The 21,671-nt window shown below is 34.8% G+C and carries 19 protein-coding genes; 17 read left to right on the top strand and 2 right to left on the bottom strand.

The features are described 5' to 3' along the window. The first annotated feature begins 155 nt into the window (after positions 1-155). The 16 genes from Q9Q97_RS03385 to Q9Q97_RS03310 all read left to right on the top strand — a co-directional run bounded on the left by Q9Q97_RS03385 (position 156) and on the right by Q9Q97_RS03310 (position 17,968). The gene (locus Q9Q97_RS03385) at positions 156-521 is read left to right on the top strand and encodes an NADH-quinone oxidoreductase subunit A (RefSeq protein ID WP_306154575.1); all 366 of its coding nucleotides are present in this window, start codon (positions 156-158) and stop codon (positions 519-521) included. A gap of 150 nt (positions 522-671) precedes the next feature. Continuing rightward, entirely contained in the window at positions 672-1,220 is a 549-nt protein-coding gene (locus tag Q9Q97_RS03380; RefSeq protein ID WP_111378918.1) for an NADH-quinone oxidoreductase subunit B, read from the top strand. Between the two features lies 1 nt (position 1,221). Next, complete coding sequence (locus Q9Q97_RS03375; protein WP_306154573.1) at positions 1,222-1,743, top strand: NADH-quinone oxidoreductase subunit C; 522 nt, start codon at positions 1,222-1,224, stop codon at positions 1,741-1,743. A 21-nt stretch (positions 1,744-1,764) separates the two neighbouring features. Then, positions 1,765-3,003: an NADH-quinone oxidoreductase subunit D gene (locus tag Q9Q97_RS03370; RefSeq protein WP_306154571.1), complete on the top strand. Its 1,239-nt coding sequence runs from the start codon at positions 1,765-1,767 to the stop codon at positions 3,001-3,003. Positions 3,004-3,267: 264 nt separating this feature from the next. Continuing rightward, entirely contained in the window at positions 3,268-3,798 is a 531-nt protein-coding gene (locus tag Q9Q97_RS03365; RefSeq protein WP_306154569.1) for an NAD(P)H-dependent oxidoreductase subunit E, read from the top strand. 1 nt (position 3,799) lies between these two features. Continuing rightward, positions 3,800-5,170 carry an NADH-quinone oxidoreductase subunit NuoF gene (gene nuoF / locus Q9Q97_RS03360; RefSeq protein WP_109191391.1) on the top strand — a complete coding sequence of 457 codons (1,371 nt, stop codon included), beginning with the start codon at positions 3,800-3,802 and terminating at the stop codon, positions 5,168-5,170. Positions 5,171-5,262: 92 nt separating this feature from the next. Next, positions 5,263-6,291: a 2Fe-2S iron-sulfur cluster-binding protein gene (locus Q9Q97_RS03355; protein ID WP_306154567.1), complete on the top strand. Its 1,029-nt coding sequence runs from the start codon at positions 5,263-5,265 to the stop codon at positions 6,289-6,291. A gap of 6 nt (positions 6,292-6,297) precedes the next feature. Then, positions 6,298-7,350, top strand: coding sequence for an NADH-quinone oxidoreductase subunit NuoH (gene nuoH / locus Q9Q97_RS03350; RefSeq protein WP_306154565.1), 1,053 nt, complete (start codon positions 6,298-6,300; stop codon positions 7,348-7,350). Between the two features lie 159 nt (positions 7,351-7,509). Next, on the top strand, positions 7,510-8,055 hold the full coding sequence (locus Q9Q97_RS03345) for an NADH-quinone oxidoreductase subunit I (RefSeq protein ID WP_306154563.1): 546 nt from the start codon (positions 7,510-7,512) through the stop codon (positions 8,053-8,055). Further along, positions 8,056-8,595, top strand: coding sequence for an NADH-quinone oxidoreductase subunit J (locus Q9Q97_RS03340; RefSeq protein ID WP_125718840.1), 540 nt, complete (start codon positions 8,056-8,058; stop codon positions 8,593-8,595). Then, positions 8,595-8,915, top strand: a complete 321-nt coding sequence (gene nuoK / locus Q9Q97_RS03335; RefSeq protein WP_008466103.1) for an NADH-quinone oxidoreductase subunit NuoK — start codon at positions 8,595-8,597, stop codon at positions 8,913-8,915. Before Q9Q97_RS03340 ends, nuoK begins: the two co-directional genes overlap by 1 nt. 6 nt (positions 8,916-8,921) lie before the next feature. After that, positions 8,922-10,805, top strand: a complete 1,884-nt coding sequence (gene nuoL, locus Q9Q97_RS03330) for an NADH-quinone oxidoreductase subunit L (protein WP_306154559.1) — start codon at positions 8,922-8,924, stop codon at positions 10,803-10,805. A gap of 10 nt (positions 10,806-10,815) precedes the next feature. After that, positions 10,816-12,255: a NuoM family protein gene (locus tag Q9Q97_RS03325; protein WP_306154557.1), complete on the top strand. Its 1,440-nt coding sequence runs from the start codon at positions 10,816-10,818 to the stop codon at positions 12,253-12,255. Between the two features lie 66 nt (positions 12,256-12,321). Continuing rightward, entirely contained in the window at positions 12,322-13,713 is a 1,392-nt protein-coding gene (locus Q9Q97_RS03320; protein ID WP_306154555.1) for an NADH-quinone oxidoreductase subunit N, read from the top strand. Positions 13,714-13,866: 153 nt separating this feature from the next. Then, positions 13,867-14,634, top strand: coding sequence for a Bax inhibitor-1/YccA family protein (locus Q9Q97_RS03315; RefSeq protein WP_306154553.1), 768 nt, complete (start codon positions 13,867-13,869; stop codon positions 14,632-14,634). A gap of 478 nt (positions 14,635-15,112) precedes the next feature. Beyond that, positions 15,113-17,968, top strand: coding sequence for a T9SS type A sorting domain-containing protein (locus Q9Q97_RS03310; RefSeq protein WP_306154551.1), 2,856 nt, complete (start codon positions 15,113-15,115; stop codon positions 17,966-17,968). A gap of 65 nt (positions 17,969-18,033) precedes the next feature. On the opposite strand, the gene Q9Q97_RS03305 is transcribed toward Q9Q97_RS03310, so the two are convergent. Beyond that, complete coding sequence (locus Q9Q97_RS03305) at positions 18,034-19,587, bottom strand: aldehyde dehydrogenase family protein (protein WP_306154549.1); 1,554 nt, start codon at positions 19,585-19,587, stop codon at positions 18,034-18,036. A 180-nt stretch (positions 19,588-19,767) separates the two neighbouring features. Between Q9Q97_RS03305 and Q9Q97_RS03300 the strand changes: the two genes are divergently transcribed. Continuing rightward, a complete protein-coding gene (locus tag Q9Q97_RS03300; RefSeq protein ID WP_306154547.1) occupies positions 19,768-20,724 on the top strand; it encodes an MBL fold metallo-hydrolase in 957 nt (318 codons plus the stop codon). Between the two features lie 93 nt (positions 20,725-20,817). Here the strand turns inward: Q9Q97_RS03300 and Q9Q97_RS03295 are convergent, their stop codons facing one another. Further along, positions 20,818-21,357: a 3-hydroxyanthranilate 3,4-dioxygenase gene (locus Q9Q97_RS03295; RefSeq protein WP_306154545.1), complete on the bottom strand. Its 540-nt coding sequence runs from the start codon at positions 21,355-21,357 to the stop codon at positions 20,818-20,820. Between the last annotated feature and the right edge of the window lie 314 nt (positions 21,358-21,671).

Genomic DNA, 21,671 nt, shown 5'->3' with positions numbered 1-21,671 from the left:
TAAAAAAATATTAAAATAACGCAATGTTATTTATAATGAATAAAAATTACACATAAACGCGGTTTCAAGCACTACTTATCTCCTCCTTTAGCTTGTGTTTTACAGAGTTCCAAGTTATCTTTGTGGCTCATTTTTTAAGTAAAAAATCGAAGTTTATGCAATCTGATCAATACAGTTACATTCCTATTTTAATGCAGTTTATTCTAGCTGTTGGTTTTGTGGTAGGAACAATCATTATTTCTGGAAAATTAGGACCTAGAAGAACCTCTGAAGTTAAAGATAAAAACTTCGAATGCGGTATCGAATCTGTTGGTAACGCCCGTATTCCTTTCTCAGTAAAATACTTCTTAGTTGCTATTTTGTTCGTATTATTCGACGTAGAGGTTATTTTCCTTTACCCATGGGCAGTAAACTTCAAAGACTTAGGAGTTGAAGGAATGTTAAAAATGATAGTTTTCATGTCTCTGCTTTTAGTTGGTTTCTTTTATATCATCAAAAAGAAGGCATTAGAGTGGGAATAAATGATTTTAGATTTTAGATCTGAGATTTTAGATTTATCTAATACTGAGATTTAAAATTTGAACTCAAATTTAAAGTACTGATTTAAAAAATTGATTTTACTTTTTACGATTTAAAAAATCTAAAATCTAAAATCAGAAATCTAAAATAAAATGAGCGATTCAAAAGTAAATATGGTTGCGCCGCCAGAAGGAGTTACTGGTGAAGGTTTCTTCGCTACAAAACTTAGTGATGTTGTTGGTTTAGCAAGAGCCAACTCATTATGGCCGCTTCCTTTCGCGACTTCATGCTGTGGTATTGAATTCATGGCAACAATGGCATCTCACTACGATTTAGCTCGATTTGGTTCTGAACGTGTAAGTTTCTCTCCTCGTCAAGCTGATATGCTTTTAGTAATGGGAACTATTTCTAAAAAAATGGCGCCAATTTTAAGACAAGTTTACGAACAAATGTCTGAACCACGCTGGGTAATTGCTGTTGGAGCTTGTGCTTCTTCAGGAGGAGTTTTTGATACCTACTCTGTTCTTCAAGGAATTGACAAAGTAATTCCGGTTGACGTTTATGTGCCAGGATGCCCGCCAAGACCAGAACAAATTGTTGATGGAGTTATGAGATTGCAAGATTTAGTAAAAAGCGAATCTGTGAGACGAAGAAGCTCACCAGAATATCAAGAATTATTAGCTTCATATAATATCTCATAAGATGGCTTTAGAAAATACCCAAATTCAAGACAAACTTGTAGAAACATTCAGCAATGATGTTTTTAACTTTCAACAAGAAAGAGATATTTTTTCTTTAGAAGCTTCGGCTGATAAAATCACACCGTTGATTCTATTCCTTAAAAACGATCCAGAATTAAAATTTCATTTCTTAACTGACTTATGCGGTATTCATTACCCAGATAATGAAGCAGAACGTCAGTTTGCAGTTGTATATCATTTACACAACTGGTACGAAAACAAAAGATTAAAAATCAAAGTTTTTCTAAACGGAGAAAAACCAGAAATAAAATCAATTTCAAATATTTTCTTGTCTTCCAACTGGATGGAAAGAGAAACTTTCGATTTCTATGGAATTGACTTTATAGGCCATCCACAATTGAAACGTATTTTGAATATGGACGAAATGCAGTCTCACCCAATGAGAAAAGAATTCCCATTGGAAGACAGCGGAAGAACTGATAAGGATGACAGGTTCTTTGGAAGAACAACAACAAATTGCTAAAAAATAATTCAACATTATAAAATGTCAGAACTATTATTACCACCAGAGCATCGTTATGCTAAAATAATTAAGGAGAGACTAAATGACGACGGAAGCGAACTTTCTGTACTGAATTTAGGTCCGACTCACCCAGCTACACACGGTATTTTCCAAAATATCTTGTTGATGGATGGTGAAAAAATTCTTGAGGCTGAGCCAACTATTGGTTACATCCACAGAGCTTTCGAAAAAATTGCCGAAAATCGTCCTTTTTATCAAATCACACCTCTTACAGACCGTATGAACTATTGTTCATCTCCTATTAATAATATGGGATGGTGGATGACAGTAGAAAAACTATTAGGTATTGAAGTTCCGAAAAGAGCTCAATATTTGAGAGTTATCGTTATGGAGCTGGCTCGTATTACAGACCACATTATCTGTAACGGAATTTTAGGTGTAGATACTGGTGCGTATACTGGTTTCTTATACGTTTTCCAATTTAGAGAAAAAATCTACGAAATCTACGAAGAAATTTGTGGTGCTCGTTTAACAACCAATATGGGAAGAATTGGTGGTTTTGAAAGAGACTGGTCTCCAGAAGTTTTCAAAAAACTAGATGCTTTCCTTGAAGAATTCCCTCCAGTTTGGCAGGAATTCCAAAACTTATTCGAAAGAAATAGAATTTTCCTTGACAGAACTGTAAACGTAGGTGGTATTACTGCTGAAAAAGCTATGGCTTACGGATTTACAGGTCCAAACTTACGTGCTGCAGGAGTTGATTACGACGTACGTGTAGCACAACCTTATTCTTCTTACGAAGATTTCGATTTTATTGTTCCTGTTGGAAAATCAGGAGACACTTACGATCGTTTCTGTGTTCGTAATGCTGAAGTTTGGGAAAGTTTAAGCATTATTCGTCAGGCATTAGAGAAAATGCCTCCAGGAAACGAATACCATGCTGAAGTTCCAGATTACTACCTTCCTCCAAAAGAAGATGTTTACACTTCTATGGAATCTTTAATTTATCACTTTAAGATCGTAATGGGAGAAGTTCCTGTACCAGTTGCAGAAGTATATCACCCAGTAGAAGGAGGAAATGGAGAACTTGGATTCTATTTAGTAACAGACGGAAGTAGAACTCCATATAGATTACATTTCAGAAGACCTTGCTTTATTTATTATCAAGCATTCCCAGAAATGATTAAAGGCGCTATGCTTTCTGATGCAATTATCATTCTATCAAGTTTGAACGTAATTGCAGGAGAATTAGACGCGTAATTGATTGTAGATTTAAGAGTTTAGATTTTAGATTACTATGCAGATTTTAAAATTTAGATTTCTAAATCGAACCCAAATAAAGATTGAAGAATCTAAAACTTAAAAAAAATTATAGATACGGATTATAGATACAGATTTGAAAAAATCTAAAATCTAAACTCAGAAATCTAAAATTAACAAGATTGCAGAATACGGATTGGACAAAGATTTGAAAAAATCTATCCCGATAGCTATCGGGACTAAAATCTAAAATCTAAAATAAAAATGGAACGTAAACATTACAAACAAGAAATAAATATGACTGAGGCATTGATGAACCGCATCAATGAATTGATCAGTCATTATCCTGAGGGCAAACAAAAATCGGCTTTATTGCCTGTTTTGCACGAAGTTCAGGATGCGCACAACAACTGGCTTAGCATTGAACTTCAAGATAAAGTTGCCGAGATTCTTCAGATAAAACCGATCGAGGTTTATGAGGTGGTTACTTTCTATACGATGTTCAACCAAAAGCCAATTGGTAAGTATATGTTTGAGTTCTGCCAGACTTCTTGCTGCTGTTTAAGAGGTGCTGAGGATTTGATGGATTACACTTCTGAAAAACTAGGCATTAAAATGGGCGAAACAACTCCAGACGGAATGTTTACCATTGCTGGTGTAGAATGTTTAGGCGCTTGCGGATACGCTCCGATGATGCAGTTGGGTGATTTCTACAAAGAAAAACTGACAGAAGAGAAAATCGATCAGATTATTGCTGATTGTAAAGATGATAAAATAATATTACACGATAAATAAGATGTCACAAAAAATATTATTAGATAAAATCAATATTCCTGGAATTAAAACCTACGAAGTATATCGCCAAAACGGTGGTTATGCTTCTGTAGAAAAAGCTTTAAAAACACTTACTCCAGATGAAGTTACTGAAGAAGTAAAAAAATCAGGATTGCGTGGTCGTGGTGGTGCAGGTTTCCCTGCTGGAATGAAATGGAGCTTTATTGACAAAAAATCAGGAAGACCAAGACACTTAGTGTGTAATGCCGATGAGTCTGAGCCAGGAACATTCAAAGACCGATTCTTGATGGAATATATTCCTCACTTATTGATCGAAGGAATGATTACTTCAAGCTATGCTCTAGGCGCTAACCTATCTTATATCTACATTCGTGGAGAATATATGTGGGTTTTCAAAATCTTAGAAAGAGCAATCGCCGAAGCAAAAGCTGCAGGTTGGTTAGGAAAAAATATATTAGGATCAGGTTATGATTTGGAACTTCACGTTCACTGTGGAGCTGGAGCATATATCTGTGGAGAAGAAACAGCATTAATCGAATCTTTGGAAGGTAAAAGAGGAAATCCTCGTATTAAACCACCTTTCCCAGCGGTTTCTGGTCTTTGGGCAAACCCAACAGTAGTGAACAACGTAGAAACTATTGCAACGGTGCCTTGGATCGTAAACAATTCTGGAGATGATTATGCTAAAATTGGAATTGGACGTTCTACTGGAACCAAATTAATTTCTGCTTCTGGACACATTAAAAATCCTGGAGTTTACGAAATTGAATTAGGCTTAAGCGTTGATGAATTCATGAATTCTGATGAATATTTAGGAGGAATGTCTTCAAGCAGACCTTTGAAAGCATTTGTCCCTGGAGGTTCTTCTGTGCCAATTTTACCAGCTGAATTAATTTTTAAAACAGCAAACGGAGAAGACCGATTAATGACTTACGAATCTCTTAGTGATGGTGGTTTTGCAACTGGATCTATGTTAGGTTCCGGAGGATTTATCGTATACAACGACACTGCTTGTGTGGTTAGAAACACTTGGAATTTTGCTCGTTTCTACCACCACGAATCTTGCGGACAATGTACTCCTTGCCGTGAAGGAACTGGATGGTTGGAAAAAATCTTATGGAGAATCGAAAACGGTCAAGGCCGTGAAGAAGATATCGAATTATTGTGGAGCATTCAAAGCAAAATTGAAGGAAACACAATTTGTCCACTTGGTGACGCTGCTTCTTGGCCAGTAGCTGCAGCGATTCGTCACTTTAGAGATGAGTTCGAATATCACGTTCGTTTCCCAGAAAAAATTAAAAATAGAGATCACTTTGTAGCTGAGCCTTTTTCTCAGGTAAAACATTTAGTTGGCGGTAAAGTAATCGTATAAAAATATATAGCAGAAAGTTATAAAGTTAAAAATATTAAAAGGACAGCAACTCTTTTGAATATTCTTACTTTCAACATTCAAATCAATAAGAGATGAAAGTAACCATAGACGGTCAAAGTATAGACGTAGAACCAGGAACAACGATCCTGCAGGCTGCACGTATGATTGGTGGAGATTTAGTTCCGCCAGCCATGTGCTATTACTCAAAATTAAAAGGCAGTGGCGGAAAATGCCGTTGTTGTTTAGTTGAAGTTTCTAAAGGAAGTGAAGCTGACCCGCGACCAATGCCAAAATTGATGGCATCTTGTGTAACAGGATGTATGGACGGTATGGAAGTAAACAGTAAATCGTCTGCAAGAGTAACGGAAGCACGTAAATCTGTAACAGAATTTTTATTAATCAATCACCCATTAGACTGCCCTATTTGTGATCAGGCTGGAGAGTGTGATTTACAGAATTTAAGTTTTGAACACGGAAATCCGAAGTCGCGTTACATTGAAGAAAAAAGAACATTTGAACCAGAAGATATTGGTCCGAATATTCAACTTCACATGAACCGTTGTATTCTTTGCCAAAGATGTGTACAAGTTGCAGATCAATTGACAGACAACAGAGTTCACGGGGTATTAGACCGTGGTGATCACGCTAATATTTCGACTTGTATTTCTAAAGCTATTACAAATGAGTTCTCTGGAAACATGATCGATGTTTGTCCAGTTGGAGCTTTAACAGATAAAACTTTCCGTTTTAAATCAAGAGTTTGGTTTAACAAACCTTACAACGCACACAGAGAATGTACAACTCCAGGATGTTGCGGAAAAACTACCGTTTGGATGTTTGGTGGAGAAATTCAGCGTGTAACTGGCCGTAAAGACGAGTACCATGAAGTGGAAGAATTCATCTGCAACAGCTGTCGTTTTGATCATAAAGATGTGAAGGATTGGGTAATTGAAGGTCCAAGAGAATTTGAAAAAGACTCTGTAATCAATCAAAATAATTACACTCAGAAATTAGAGAAAGTAACGATCGACACTGAAAAGAACATTCTTTTAGGCCGTGATATTGACCGTAAAAAGATTAGTATGGCAGCAATTCCATTAACTGATAAAGACCAAAAATAGTAAGAAATGGAAAGTGCGTTAATTATAGAAAAAAGTGTTGTTATTGTAGTCGTTTTTGCGGTTACAATGATTATGGCCATGTATTCTACTTGGGCAGAGCGTAAAGTTGCTGCTTTCTTGCAAGACCGTGTTGGACCAAACCGTGCAGGATGGGGAGGTTTATTACAGCCGCTTGCAGATGGTATGAAATTATTCTCGAAAGAAGAATTTTTCCCAAACACTCCTAATAGATTCTTATTCGTCGTAGGTCCCGCAATTTCGATGAGTACAGCTTTGATGACAAGTGCTGTAATTCCGTGGGGAGACCGTTTACACCTTTTCGGAAGAGACATTATTCTTCAAGCTACAGATGTAAATATTGCTTTATTATACATTTTTGGAGTTCTTTCTGTTGGAGTTTACGGCATCATGATTGGTGGATGGGCTTCTAACAATAAATTCTCTTTAATGGGAGCTATTCGTGCTGCTTCTCAGATGGTTTCTTACGAGGTTGCAATGGGATTATCAATAATCGCTTTATTGATGATGACTGGAACAATGAGTTTAAAAGAAATCTCATTACAGCAGCAAGGAATGAACTGGAATGTTTTTTATCAGCCATTATCATTCTTAATTTTCTTAATCTGTTCATTTGCAGAAACAAACAGAACTCCTTTCGACTTAGCAGAATGTGAAAATGAGTTAATTGGAGGTTACCACACAGAATATTCATCAATGAAAATGGGATTCTATTTATTTGCTGAATATGCGAGTATGTTTATATCTTCTACTATTATTTCTGTTTTATTCTTTGGTGGATACAACTATCCAGGAATGCAATGGATGGTAGAAAATGTAAGTGTAAATGCAGCTAACTTATTAGGAATTGCAGCATTATTTGTAAAAATATGTTTCTTCATATTCTTTTACATGTGGGTACGTTGGACAATTCCAAGATTTAGATATGACCAATTAATGAATTTAGGATGGAGAATTTTAATTCCGCTTTCAATCATTAATATCATGATAACAGGTGTTGTTATTTTAAGACACGAAATCTTAGCTGCCTTAGGCTTCTAAGAACCGTAATGCCCTAGCCCTGATAGAAGCGGCATCCTTATATTTTTTTCTTTAAAAAATATAAGATATAGCGGATAGCAGGATTAGCTTCAAATAAAAAACAAAATAGATTGAATTTGATTCATTTCAAATAATAAATCATAAACTATAATAGTAAAAATGTCAATAGAAACTATATCATTATCGGGTAGAAAAAAGGTGGTGTCAAATAAAGACATGTCTTTTGTTGAGCGATTGTATCTTGTGGCGATTGTAAAAGGTCTGGTTATTACAGTAAAACACCTTTTTAGAAAAAAAGTTACCATTCATTACCCAGAGCAGGTTCGTGAAATGAGTCCAGTTTACCGTGGGCAGCACATGCTGAAACGCGACGAACAAGGCCGTGAAAACTGTACTGCTTGCGGATTATGTGCATTATCTTGCCCTGCAGAAGCGATTACTATGAAAGCTGCAGAACGCAAGGCTGATGAAAAACACTTGTACAGAGAAGAGAAATATGCAGAAATCTACGAAATCAATATGCTTCGTTGTATTTTCTGCGGTTTATGTGAAGAAGCTTGTCCAAAAGACGCTATTTACTTGACTGAATCTAAAGTGTTAGTTCCTGCTAGCTACAACAGAGAAGATTTCATTTTCGGGAAAGACAAATTAGTAATGCCTTTAGAAATGGCTTTGAAAAACGCTCAACTTAAAAACGCTAACTAAATGATACATATTCCTGATTTTGCACACGCAACAACTGTTCAAGTTATCTTTTGCTTTTTAGCGTTTATTACCGTTATTACTGCTTTCTTGACTATTTTCAGCAGAAACCCGATTCACAGTGCCATTTATTTGGTAATCTGTTTCTTCTCAATTGCTGGTCATTATTTACTATTAAATTCTCAATTCTTAGCTGTTGTTCATATAATAGTCTACTCTGGAGCTATTATGATTCTGTTCCTGTTTACCATCATGTTGATGAACCTGAACGAACAACGAGAAGTTCACCGTCCTAGAATTACACGTCTAGGCGCTATTGTTTCTTTCTGTTTAATCTTGATCGTTTTGATTACAATCTTTATTAACTCGAAACCAATTGTGGGTGAATACGATTCTACTGGAGAAGATTTCCAATCAATTAAAGTTTTAGGTAAAATTTTATTGGACGAATATATGGTTCCTTTCGAATTTGCTTCGATCTTACTTTTGGTTGCTATGATTGGAACAGTTCTATTGTCTAAAAAAGAAAAATTAAATAAATAATGGGTAATATATTAAATCAAATAGGTATTGAAAACTACATCTTTTTGAGTGTTGTACTTTTCTGTATTGGTATTTTTGGTGTATTGTACAGACGAAATGCTATTATCGTTTTCATGTCTATCGAAATTATGTTGAATGCGGTAAACCTTTTATTTGTTGCTTTTTCAACTTATCATCAAGATGCGCAAGGACAAGTTTTTGTGTTCTTCTCGATGGCGGTTGCTGCAGCCGAAGTTGCGGTAGGATTGGCCATTTTAGTTTCTATCTTTAGAAATATCGGATCAATTAGTATCGATAATTTAAAAAATTTAAAAGGATAATCAGAAATGGATACCAATTTAGCTTTAATTTTAGTTTTAACTCCTTTACTAGGTTTTCTAGTAAATGTCTTTTTTGGAAAAAGCTTAGGAAAAACAGCTTCTGGTGCAATCGGAACTGTTGCTGTAGCGATTTCTTTTGTAGTTTCTCTTTTACTTTTTAATCAAATAACTTCAACTGGAAAAGGAATTGAGGTTACTTTATTTGATTGGATTCAAATTAGCAACTTAAAAATCAATCTTGGATTTTTATTAGATCAATTATCTGTTCTTTGGTTATTATTTGTAACTGGAATTGGATCTTTGATTCACTTATACTCTATCAGTTACATGCATGACGATGAGAATATGCACAAGTTTTTTGCGTATTTAAATCTGTTCGTATTCTTTATGATTACGCTTGTAATTGGAAGCAACTTATTAGTTCTTTTCATTGGATGGGAAGGTGTTGGACTTTGTTCTTACCTATTAATTGGATTCTGGCATAAAAACCAAGATTACAATGATGCTGCAAAAAAAGCTTTCATCATGAACAGAATTGGAGATTTAGGTTTATTAATCGGAATGTTCATCATCGGATCGATGTTTTCAACTTTGGATTATGCGACTTTAAAAACTGCAATTGCAGGAGCAACTAACTTAAATTTACCATTACTTTCTTTAGCTGCTTTATGTTTGTTCATTGGAGCTTGTGGTAAATCTGCTCAGATTCCGTTATACACTTGGTTACCTGATGCGATGGCTGGACCAACTCCAGTTTCTGCATTGATCCACGCGGCTACGATGGTAACTGCAGGTATCTTTATGGTAACCAGATTAAACTTTGTATTTGATTTAGCTCACGATGTACAAAATGTAATCGCAATTATTGGAGCTATCACTTCATTGGTTGCTGCTACAATTGGATTAGTACAGACAGATATCAAAAAAGTTTTAGCTTATTCTACAGTTTCTCAATTAGGATTAATGTTTTTAGCATTAGGATTTGGAGCTTACGAAGTAGCGGTTTTCCACGTAATCACTCACGCATTCTTCAAAGCTTGTTTATTCTTAGGTTCTGGATCTGTAATTCACGGATTACACGGAGAACAGGATATGCGTAACATGGGAGGTTTGCGTAAAGCGATGCCAATTACATTCTGGACCATGTTAATTTCTTCATTAGCCATTTCTGGAGTTCCATTCTTCTCTGGATTCTTTTCTAAAGATGAAATCTTATTAACTGCTTTCCACCACAGTATTCAATTATACGTTGTTGGATCTGTTGCTTCAATCATGACAGCTTTCTATATGTTCCGTTTAATGTTCTTGACTTTCTTCAAAGAATTTAGAGGAACTGAAGAGCAAAAACATCATTTACACGAAAGTGGTTCATTAATTACTATTCCGCTTATCATCTTAGCTATTTTAGCCACTTTCGGTGGATTAATTAGTTTACCAGGAAACAGTTGGTTAAATCATTACTTAGCTCCGCTTTTCACAAAAGTAGCTGGCGAAGAACATCATTTAGGCACAACTGAATATACTTTAATGGGTGTTGCTGTTCTTGGTGGGTTATTAGGAATTTTAATTGCTTACGTAAAATACTTCAAGCAAGATAATGTGCCGGAATCTGATGAAAACATTACTGGCTTAAGCAAAGTTTTATACAACAAATATTATGTAGACGAAGTTTACGATGCTGTATTTGTTCAGCCAATTAATAGCTTATCTAAATTCTTTAGAGATTATATCGAAACTGGTTTATCTGCTCTTGTTTTCGGATTAGGTAAAGTGACAAACGAAATTGCTTATCAAGGAAAGAGATTACAATCAGGAAGTATCGGATTATATCTATTTGTATTTGTTTTAGGAATGTGTGCCATTATTTCCTATATATTTTTAGCTCAATAATATTATAACTATGAACGTTTCTACTATATTAATTATACTTTTAATTGGTGCATTTGCCACTTATTTTTCTGGTGACAAACTAGCTTCGAAAGTTGCTTTGCTTTTCAGCTTAGCCGCTTTAGGATGTTCAATTGTATTATTGAATAATTATAACGCTGGCGAAAATATCAGCGTAATCAACAGCTGGATCACACAGCCTAAAATTTCTTTCGCTTTAAACGCTGACGGATTGGGATTGGCAATGGTTTTATTAACTGCAGCCCTTACTCCTATTATTATATTTTCTTCTTTTGGAAATGAATATAAAAATGCAAAAGCTTTCTACGGATTAATTCTTTTTATGGCATTTGCTATGACAGGAACTTTCTTAGCTTCTGACGGTCTTTTATATTATATTTTCTGGGAGCTTGCTCTTGTTCCGATTTACTTTATTGCTTTAATCTGGGGTAATGGCGATGCTGAAGAACGCAGAAAAGCAGTGGTTAAATTCTTTATTTACACACTTGCTGGATCGTTATTCATGTTAACTGCTTTTATTTACTTATACACAAAAGCAGGATCTTTCTTAATTGAAGATTTATATAAATTAAATTTATCTGCTTGCGAGCAATTCTGGATTTTCTTGGCTTTCTTCTTAGCTTATGCTATTAAAATTCCGATTATCCCTTTCCACACGTGGCAGGCAAATGTGTACCAAAAAGCACCAACTGTTGGAACAATGCTTTTATCTGGTATCATGCTAAAAATGGGACTTTACAGTGTTCTTCGTTGGCAATTGCCACTTGCACCAACAGCTGCAAAAGAATACATGTATATCTTTATTGCTTTAGGAATTGCAGGTGTAATTTACGGTTCTATTGTCGCTTTAAGACAAAAAGATCTTAAAAAATTATTAGCTTATTCTTCTCTTGCGCACGTTGGTTTAATCGCTGCAGCTTCTTACACTTTAACTCTTGATGGTTTAAGAGGTGCAGTTTTACAAATGATTGCTCACGGTTTTGTGGTAGTTGGATTATTCTTTGCTGCTGAAGTTATTTTTAGAAGATATGAAACTAGAGAAATTGCAGAAATGGGCGGTATTCGTACACAGTCTCCAAAATTTGCTTCAATGTTTTTAATCTTAGTATTGGCTTCTGTTGCATTACCAAGTACGTTTAACTTTGTTGGAGAATTTACTGTTTTATACAGCTTATCTCAAATTAATATTTGGTTTGCTATTTTAGGAGGAACAACTATTATTTTAGGAGCTTATTATATGTTGAGAATGTTCCAGCACGTAATGTTGGGTGAAACGAACTCAAAAGCTTTTGCTGATGTGACACTTAACGAAGGAATTTCTTTCGCAGTAATTATCGCTGTTTTATTGTTCTTCGGATTTTATCCAAAACCAATCACAGATTTGATTACACCAAGCTTGGAAAACATTTTACAAGTTATCAATAAGAACTAATATTTTAAACAAAAAATAAATTAGGATTACATTTAAAAATTGAAATCCTAAATCAAAAAGATAAAAATGAATACATTAATAGCTATAACAGGATTGGGTATTTTCTGCCTATTGTTTGAAATTCTTAATTTAAGAAAAGCCATCGTTCCTTTTACCATATTAGGTTTACTAGGGGTATTGGCAATCAATTTCTGCGAATTCGGAATGGAACAAAGTTATTACAACAATATGATTACAGTAAGTAAGTTCTCTACTTCGTTTTCATCATTGTTTATTGTCCTGACGATTTTCCTTGTAGCATTAAGCCATAATTTCTACCATAATCATCCAACGAAAATTTCAGATTATGTTGCTATTAAAGTTTTCTTACTGGCTGGAGCTGTAGCAATGGTTTCTTTTGGAAACTTAGCAATGTTCTTTTTAGGAATTGAAATTCTATCTATTGCATTATATGTTTTAGCAGCAAGTGACCGTTTAAATATTAAGAGCAATGAGGCCGGTATGAAGTATTTCTTAATGGGATCTTTTGCTTCTGGAATTATCTTATTTGGAATCTGCTTGATTTACGGCGCAATGGGAAGTTTTGATATAAGCGAAATTCACGAAAGCGCGCTTTCTGCGGAGTTACCAATCTGGTTTCCAATTGGTATGATTTTAATGGTTATCGGTATGTTATTTAAAGTAGCTGCTGTACCTTTCCATTTCTGGGCTCCAGATGTTTACGAAGGTTCTCCTGCTTTAACAACAGCTTTAATGAGCACATTGGCAAAAGTGGTGGCAATTGCAACGCTATTTAAATTGGTTTCTGGTTTAAATTTAATTGCTTCATTAGACAACCAAGATCTTTTACACACATTTGAAGTTATTGTCGTTGTTCTTTCTATTGCTTCAATGTCTGTTGGTAATATTATGGCATTAAGACAAGTAAACGTAAAACGTATGTTGGCTTTCTCTGGAATCTCTCACGCAGGTTTCATGTTAATGACATTATTAACTGTTTCAGCTTCTGCTGGCGTTTTATTATACTACACTGCTGCTTACGCATTATCAGGAATCGCAGCTTTCAGCGTAATTTTATATGTTTGCAGAGATCATGACAATGAAGACATTACCAATTTCCACGGTTTAGGAAAAACAAATCCGTTATTGGCTGCAATCCTTACAGGTTCATTATTGTCAATGGCCGGTATTCCGATTTTCTCTGGATTCTTTGCTAAGTTATTCTTATTCAACCAAACTATTCAAGCAGGATATATCGGTTTAGTAATTGTTGCCGTAATTAACTCTATCATTAGTGTTGGTTACTATTTCAAACTAATTTTGGCAATGTATTCTAAAGAACCAAATCAGGAAAGAACAGGAAGACCATTCCTTATTTATGCAACTGCAGTAGTTTCAATTGCTTTAAATATTATTATTGGTTTATTCCCTTCATTAGTTTTAGACTTATTGAATTAAGATAAGAAATACAATATATAGAAAAATCCATCAGTCTCGGTTGATGGATTTTTTTGCTTTATAAAGAACAGAAAATCATGTTAAATAATTCTCTTCGGAGATTGCACTTCAAAAAATCTCCATATATTTGGGTTCAATTAAATGTATTAAATTATGAACTTTAATTCAAAAAATCCATTTTTAAACAGTAAGCGTTTTTCTAATGCTGACTCAAGAACAGAAGTACACCAAGCTCAGATTATTGATTACAATCAAGAAATGACGGTGTCTGGAACAATCAACAAAACTGCAATCTTATTTCTTATTTTATGCGGTGCTGCTATGGTAACATGGTGGATGGCTTTTAACGGAATGAATCCCATGTTGCCTACAATTGGAGGTGCAATTATTGGTTTTATTTTAGTGTTGGTTTCTTCATTTAAACCACAGGCTTCCCCTTACCTAGCGCCTGGATATGCTTTATTTGAAGGATTGTTTATTGGAGGAATTTCTGCAATATTTGAATTAAAATTTCCAGGAATCGTAATTAATGCCGTTGGTGCAACTCTAGTTACTTTCTTGGTTTGCCTTGGTTTATACAAATTTAGAATTGTGAAGGTTACAGAACAATTTAAATCTGTGGTTGTTGCGGCAACATTGGCAATTGCTACTTATTATTTAATTTCTTGGTTAGTCTCTCTATTTACAAGCTGGCAGCCTGTTCATTATGGAAATTCTATGATGAGCATTGGTATCAGTGTTTTTGTAATTATTATCGCTGCTCTTAATTTATTCTTAGATTTTGATTTAATTGAAAAAGGTGCAAGAGAAAGAATGCCAAAATTTATGGAATGGTACGGAGCAATGGGATTAATGATTACATTGGTTTGGTTATACATTGAATTCCTAAGACTTTTAGCTAAGCTTTATAGTAAGGATTAATTTCTTCGTTATAAAAATTTAAGCCCTTTTGAGTAAAATCAAAAGGGCTTTTTTTATTTTAATAAATTACTTTTTTAAAGTTTAAATGTAAATTTTGAGATTAAATCTTTAAGAATAATCTGTTCTTCAAAAAACAAAAAGAATTCTTTTCCTACAAAAAATGGAAATGTAATTTATGTAATTAAAAAAAATTACAAATCTTCTAAATTCTTCCTATTTAAATTGTAAAATTCTAAAAAGCTAATAAATTACGGCTTTCCTTACACAATAATCAATGTGTAATAAATTACAATTCATGCAATTAATTACATTTTTAACATTTTAAAAGCTAAAAAAATTAAGTATATTCTTTTTTTTAGTAAAAAAATTACGGTATTAAAAATTAATATATAATTTTGTGTAATCGATTACAATTAAACCACTTGGAGTCGAAAGTAAAACCACTTACTTATTTTATTAACTATCTTAAACAAACACTATGAAAAAAAACCTACTTTTCGTAGCTGTCTTTCTTATGACAGCTCAATTATGGGCCCAAACTATCAATGAAGCTTCCGGCTGGTTGGAATCTGCTTTTGTAAAGTGGCAGCCAGTCAGCGGTGTCCAAACCTACAATGTTTACTACACGGGTAACGGATTTACAGACAAAAAAATTGACGACCAGCTTATTAGAAGTTATGGCTCTTATTTTCGCGCTGATATTCCTGGGTTAAAAGCTGGATCTTATACCGTAAAAGTAAAGCCAGTTATAAATGGCAACGAGGGAACTGGAACCACAACGGGAAGCTTAACTGTAGCAGCACATGACCGAAATGGATTTGCTTTTGAAAGCGGCCGTATTCCTGGCGGATATAAAGCTGACGGAACTCCAAAGGATAATGCCGTAATTCTTTACATTACGCAAAATACCAAAAACACCATTTCTATGAATATTACTGGTGCAAGTTCAAATCCTTGTATTGGTTTACAAAATATTTTGTATGCTATTAAAAAAGGAAAAGATACGCGTCCGTTCATTATTCGCTTGATTGGAAATATCACCGATATGACCGTTATGGAAGGTGGTGATGTTGTTATTGAAAACGCAAACAATGCTTCAAGTTATGTTACGTTTGAAGGTATTGGTGACGACGCTGTTGCAAATGGCTGGGGAGTTAGATTGAAATCGGCTTCAAACATAGAAGTGAGCAATCTTGGATTTATGAATTGTAACAGTACTGCCGGTGATAACGTAGGAATGCAGCAAGACAACGATCACGTTTGGGTACACAACTGCGATTTATTCTATGGAAATGCAGGAAGCGATGCCGACCAAATAAAAGGCGACGGAGCATTAGACAACAAAACTTCGACTTATATTACATTGTCTTACAACCACTTTTGGGACAATGGAAAAGCAAGTCTTTTAGGCTTAAGCGAAGGTACAACTTCAGGATTGTACATCACGTATCACCACAACTGGTTTGACCATTCTGATTCTCGTCATCCACGAGTGCGCTATTATTCGGCACATATTTACAACAACTATTATGATGGCGTTTCTAAATATGGAGCAGGTTCAACTTTAGGATCTTCACTTTTTGTTGAAGGAAATTATTATAGAAACAGCAAGCACCCAATGCTAACTTCACTGCAAGGTACTGATATTTGGGATGAAGCCAACCAAGTGAATAACGCAGGAACAATGGGAACATTCTCTGGTGAAGCAGGTGGAAGCATCAAAGCTTTTAACAATACTTTTGACGCTTCTAATGGAACAAACAATATGCGTTTTGTAGCGTATAATGATCCAAATCCTCTGTACAATATTTCAGGAAAGATAAGCTCTACAACAGATTTTGATGCTTACTTAGCGGCAACAAGAGGAGAAGTCGTAAGCAGTTCTGTAAAATCGAAATCAGGCGCTAATACGTATAATAACTTTGATACAGATGCTAATTTGTATGTAAAAAATCTAGTGGTTGATACTCCAGCAGCGGCAAAAACTAAAACGACTCAATATGCTGGACGTGTTTCTGGAGGAGATTTAAAATGGACATTCAATAATGCAACAGATGATACTTCTTCTTTAGTTATTACAGCATTAAAAACAGCGCTAACAAACTATACAGGAACTCTAGTTGCTGTACAAGGTGAAGGAAATCCACCTTCAAGCGGACAGACTTTAACGCTGACATCTGCTTCAAACAACAATCAAATTGTTGCAAGCGGTACTGCTATCTCTTCGATTGTATTTACATGGGGTGGTGACGCAACAGATGCAACTGTAACGGGATTACCTGCTTCTGGACTATCTTTTGTAAAAAATACATCCGCAAAAACGATAACTATTTCGGGTACGCCAACTGCAACAGTTTCGTACTCCATTGCAACTTCTGGAACTAGTGGTTCCCCAGCCACTGGTTCAGGAACTGTAACCGTTACTGCTGCTGGAAACCAAACTTTAACTTCTTCTGGAAACAATAACCAAACTGTTTCTTCTGGAACTGCAATTGCTTCGATTGTGTTTACTTGGGGTGGAAATGCTACAGATGCTTCAGTAACTGGATTACCAGCTTCTGGATTGTCTTTTGTAAAAAATACATCGGCAAAAACCATTACCATTACAGGGACTCCAACTGCAAATGTGTCTTACTCTGTAACTACTTCTGGAAGTTCAGGAACTCCAGTAACTGCTTCAGGAACAATAACCGTTACAACGGGTTCAACTGGTGGTTCTGAAAATCATAATTTTACAACTTCTGGAAAAACAAGTTCATTCTATTCTATTACAGGAAATATGAATTCGACTCCAGGTTCTGTAACTTATAATGGCTTAACGCTAACACAACGATTAAAAATTGAATCGAGCACCTCTATAACCTACACAACAACAAGTGCATCAACTTTAACATTGGTTTTCGATTCTAACTTTACAGGAACTATTAAAGTAGACAATGTTTCTTATACCGCATCTGCTGGTATTGTAACAGCTTCTATTGCTGCTGGTTCTCATAGCATAACAAAAGGTTCTGTTGCCAATTTATTCTATATCAGCACGGTTTACAGCGGAGGAACATTAAAAATGACGACTACAACTGATTTAGCTGTAGAAGAAAGTACTAATGAAACATCAAAAATCATTTTATATCCAAATCCAGTTTCTAGCACTTTATATTTATCAGATCCTGAGCAAAAAGTGCAAAAAGTACTGATTTACAATATTTCTGGAAATCTAGTAGTTAATTCTGGAAATTCTCAAAGCATTGATACAAGCGGTTTAATTCCTGGAACTTATCTAGCGAAAATTTATACTGTCGATGGATCATTTAATCAAACTCTTATAAAAAAGTAAAACTAAACTTAACTTAAAAAGGCTTCCAAATTTGGAAGCCTTTCTTATTTCAGATATTTATATAATTACAAATCAAATTTAATTCCCTGCGCTAGCGGAAGATTTGTTGTATAGTTAATTGTATTGGTTTGGCGTCTCATATATATTTTCCAAGCGTCAGAACCTGATTCGCGACCGCCTCCAGTTTCTTTTTCACCGCCAAAAGCACCACCAATTTCGGCTCCAGAAGTTCCTATATTTACGTTTGCAATTCCACAGTCAGATCCTGTTGATGATAAAAATCTTTCTGCTTCGCGCAAATTATTTGTCATAATTGCCGACGATAAACCTTGGGCAACGCCATTTTGAATTTCGATTGCATTTTCTACTTCGCCAGAATATTTAATTAAATATAAAACTGGAGCAAATGTTTCATGCTGAACAATTTCGAACGAGTTTTCAGCTTCTACAATTGCAGGTTTTACATAACAGCCGCTTTCATAACCTTGACCAGATAAAACTCCACCTTCTACTAGAATTTTTCCGCCTTCAGCCACAACTTTATTTAAAGCTGCTGCGTACATTTCGACAGCATGTGTGTCAATAAGTGGACCAACATGATTATTTTCGTCAAGCGGATTCCCGATTCTCAATTGTTTGTAAGCCGCAACCAAAGCGTCTTTTACTTTATCATAAATACTTTCGTGAATGATCAGTCTTCGTGTTGAAGTACAACGCTGTCCAGCCGTTCCAACCGCTCCAAAAACAGCTCCGATTACAGTCATTTTTATATCTGCATCTGGAGTAACAATAATGGCATTATTTCCTCCTAATTCAAGTAATGATTTGCCTAATCTTCCTGCAACGGTTTGAGCTACAATTTTCCCCATTCGGGTTGAACCTGTAGCAGAAATAAGTGGAATACGAGTATCTGCAGTCAATAACTCCCCTATTTTATAATCGCCGTTTATTAAACATGAAATTCCTTCTGGAAGATTGTTTTCTTTAATAACCTGAGCAATTATATTTTGGCAGGCAATACCACAAAGAGGGGTTTTTTCAGAAGGTTTCCAAACGCAGACATCACCAGAAATCCATGCTAAAGCTGTGTTCCAAGACCAAACTGCAACTGGGAAATTGAATGCCGAAATAATTCCAACAATTCCTAATGGATGATACTGCTCGTACATGCGGTGTCCTGGCCTTTCAGAATGCATCGTTAATCCGTGAAGCTGACGAGATAAACCAACTGCAAAGTCGCAGATATCAATCATTTCCTGAACTTCTCCAAAACCTTCTTGCAATGATTTTCCCATTTCATAAGAAACCAATTTACCAAGAGCTTCTTTATTCTGTCTCAATTTTTCTCCAAACTGACGTACAATTTCACCACGCTGAGGCGCCGGAATCAATCTAAAAGTCTTAAACGCTTCTGCCGCAGTTTGAATTGCTTTTTCATAATCCTCAGCAGTTGACATTTTTACCGAAGCAATTAACTTTCCGTCAACTGGCGAATAGCTTTCTAGAATTTCTCCAGAAGAAAAATTATTTGTTCCTGTTGATGTTCCTTCATTTACGGTCTTGATGCCCAATTTTTCAAGAGCTTCATTCATTCCAAATTGCGATGCTATTGTTGTCATTGTAACTTTTTTAGTTAAAATTGTTATATTTTAATGTAAAGATATTGTTTTAGAATTAATTTTCGATTGAAGTTAATTCATAAATCAACGTAAATTTAAGTTTATTTTAGAGTATTAACAGTAACGAAACTTTATTATTAGATTTATTTAATGAAATTTGCATTACTTAAAATTAAAAATATGACTCTTAATCGGCTTCTTCTCTTTTGTTTGCTATTCGTTTCAACTCACATATTTTCTCAAAAAGAAAATGCCTCTTTTTCTGTAGTTCCATTGGGTGTAATGGGCGGTATTGACGAAAAAAATCTTTCTGCTTACTTAATAGCTCCTTCCAATACTAACGATTATATTTGTCTTGACGCCGGAACGGTAAATGCGGGAATTGAAAAAGCTATTGAAAAGAAAACTTTTAAAGTTTCTACAAGTGAAGTTTTACGAAAATACATTAAAGGATATTTAATTTCGCACGCGCATTTAGACCATGTTTCTGGTTTAATTATCAATTCTCCAGCTGATTCTTCGAAGACGGTTTATGCGACAAATAAATGCATGGAAATGATGGAAAACCATTATTTTAACGATCAGACTTGGGCAAATTTTGGAGATGCTGGACCTGGTTTCCCTTTAAGAAAATACCATTTTCAAACTTTGAATTTAGGCGTAGAAACTCTTTTAACGAATGCTAAAATGACGGTTAAGGCATTTCCTTTAAGTCATGTTAATCCATTTGAGAGTACTGCTTTTTTAATTAGAAGCAATACTGATTATGCATTATATTTAGGAGACACGGGATCTGACGAAGTCGAAAAAAGCAATAATCTTCGTGATTTATGGACAGCCGTTGCACCATTAATTAAACAAAAACAATTAAAAGGGATTTTTATTGAAGTTTCTTTTCTAAATGAGCAACCGGACAAATTTTTATTTGGTCATCTAACTCCAAATTATTTAATGAAAGAACTTCATGTTCTAGAAGATTTAGCAGGAAAAGGTTCTTTGAAAAACTTCAAAATTATCATCACGCATTTAAAACCTCCTGCGAAGAATATTGTAAAAATTAAAGAGCAGTTAAAAAATCAAAATGATTTAGGAGTGCAGATTATTTATCCGGAGCAAGGAAAAAAATTGGAGTTGTAGCTTTACTAAACCATAAAAACGAACCATTAAGAGATTAAGAAAATTAAGTTTTCACTTAGCTTAACTTTCTTAATCTCTTAATGGTTTAATTTATTATTTCTTCGCCACAAATCTCGGATCAGTTTCCATAACAGTCCCGCAGTTATCGCAGGTTCTTAATTCTTCTGAATTGTAAAAATGCTCGAAATGAGGAAGAAAATCCTTCTCTATATTATGAAGTTCAAAATACACTTCGTACAATTTATGATTGCAATTATCGCAATGCCAAAGCAGACCATCAGTATACCCCAAACCAGCGCGTTTTCTTTCAATTACAAGACCAATAGAACCTTCTGAACGAACAGGAGAATGTGGCACTTTAGCTGGATGCAAGTACATATCGCCCGCGTTTAATTCCATTTCTTTACGCTGTCCATCTTCCTGAATCACCACTTTAATACTTCCTTCCAGCTGATAAAAAAGTTCCTCTGTTTCGTTATAATGATAATCTTTTCGGGCATTTGGTCCTGCTACAATCATTACAATATAATCTCCAGAATCTACATAGAGATTTTTATTTCCAACAGGTGGTTTCAATAAATGACGATTTTCGTCAATCCATTGCGTCAGGTTAAAAGGTTTTGCTATAGCCATTTTATAAGTACTAAATTTTGAAAAGCTAAAGTTAGTAAATTTGTAGAGACGCACCGCAGTGCGTCTTTAGATTCGTAGATAACATTTTAAAACCATAATCGAAAAAGATTACTTCTGATTATTCTACTGCTTATAAAAGCCGTTGCAAAAGAAGTTTTGAAGAAAATTAAATGAGTTTTTTTTGCTACAGATTAAATGAATTAAAATGATTTTTTTAGTTTGCCACGAATTTCACTAATTACACTAATTCATTCTGACTGAAAAAATCTTAAAAATCTTTTTAATCTGTGGCTAAAAAATTCGAGCAATTCGTG

This window comes from Flavobacterium sp. DG2-3 (assembly GCF_030730925.1).
In the GTDB taxonomy this organism is placed as follows: domain Bacteria; phylum Bacteroidota; class Bacteroidia; order Flavobacteriales; family Flavobacteriaceae; genus Flavobacterium.
The sequence above is the reverse complement of the archived record's forward strand: the minus strand, read 5'-3'. Positions and strand labels throughout refer to the sequence as shown.

Coding starts and splice junctions, on each gene's coding strand:
- Q9Q97_RS03385 (WP_306154575.1), top strand. CDS start 156: ATGCAATCTGATCAATACAGTTACATTCCTATTTTAATGCAGTTTATT.
- nuoL (WP_306154559.1), top strand. CDS start 8,922: ATGGATACCAATTTAGCTTTAATTTTAGTTTTAACTCCTTTACTAGGT.
- Q9Q97_RS03340 (WP_125718840.1), top strand. CDS start 8,056: ATGATACATATTCCTGATTTTGCACACGCAACAACTGTTCAAGTTATC.
- Q9Q97_RS03345 (WP_306154563.1), top strand. CDS start 7,510: ATGTCAATAGAAACTATATCATTATCGGGTAGAAAAAAGGTGGTGTCA.
- Q9Q97_RS03320 (WP_306154555.1), top strand. CDS start 12,322: ATGAATACATTAATAGCTATAACAGGATTGGGTATTTTCTGCCTATTG.
- nuoF (WP_109191391.1), top strand. CDS start 3,800: ATGTCACAAAAAATATTATTAGATAAAATCAATATTCCTGGAATTAAA.
- Q9Q97_RS03380 (WP_111378918.1), top strand. CDS start 672: ATGAGCGATTCAAAAGTAAATATGGTTGCGCCGCCAGAAGGAGTTACT.
- nuoH (WP_306154565.1), top strand. CDS start 6,298: ATGGAAAGTGCGTTAATTATAGAAAAAAGTGTTGTTATTGTAGTCGTT.
- Q9Q97_RS03310 (WP_306154551.1), top strand. CDS start 15,113: ATGAAAAAAAACCTACTTTTCGTAGCTGTCTTTCTTATGACAGCTCAA.
- Q9Q97_RS03300 (WP_306154547.1), top strand. CDS start 19,768: ATGACTCTTAATCGGCTTCTTCTCTTTTGTTTGCTATTCGTTTCAACT.
- Q9Q97_RS03355 (WP_306154567.1), top strand. CDS start 5,263: ATGAAAGTAACCATAGACGGTCAAAGTATAGACGTAGAACCAGGAACA.
- Q9Q97_RS03365 (WP_306154569.1), top strand. CDS start 3,268: ATGGAACGTAAACATTACAAACAAGAAATAAATATGACTGAGGCATTG.
- Q9Q97_RS03370 (WP_306154571.1), top strand. CDS start 1,765: ATGTCAGAACTATTATTACCACCAGAGCATCGTTATGCTAAAATAATT.
- Q9Q97_RS03305 (WP_306154549.1), bottom strand. CDS start 19,587: ATGACAACAATAGCATCGCAATTTGGAATGAATGAAGCTCTTGAAAAA.
- Q9Q97_RS03295 (WP_306154545.1), bottom strand. CDS start 21,357: ATGGCTATAGCAAAACCTTTTAACCTGACGCAATGGATTGACGAAAAT.
- Q9Q97_RS03375 (WP_306154573.1), top strand. CDS start 1,222: ATGGCTTTAGAAAATACCCAAATTCAAGACAAACTTGTAGAAACATTC.
- Q9Q97_RS03325 (WP_306154557.1), top strand. CDS start 10,816: ATGAACGTTTCTACTATATTAATTATACTTTTAATTGGTGCATTTGCC.
- nuoK (WP_008466103.1), top strand. CDS start 8,595: ATGGGTAATATATTAAATCAAATAGGTATTGAAAACTACATCTTTTTG.
- Q9Q97_RS03315 (WP_306154553.1), top strand. CDS start 13,867: ATGAACTTTAATTCAAAAAATCCATTTTTAAACAGTAAGCGTTTTTCT.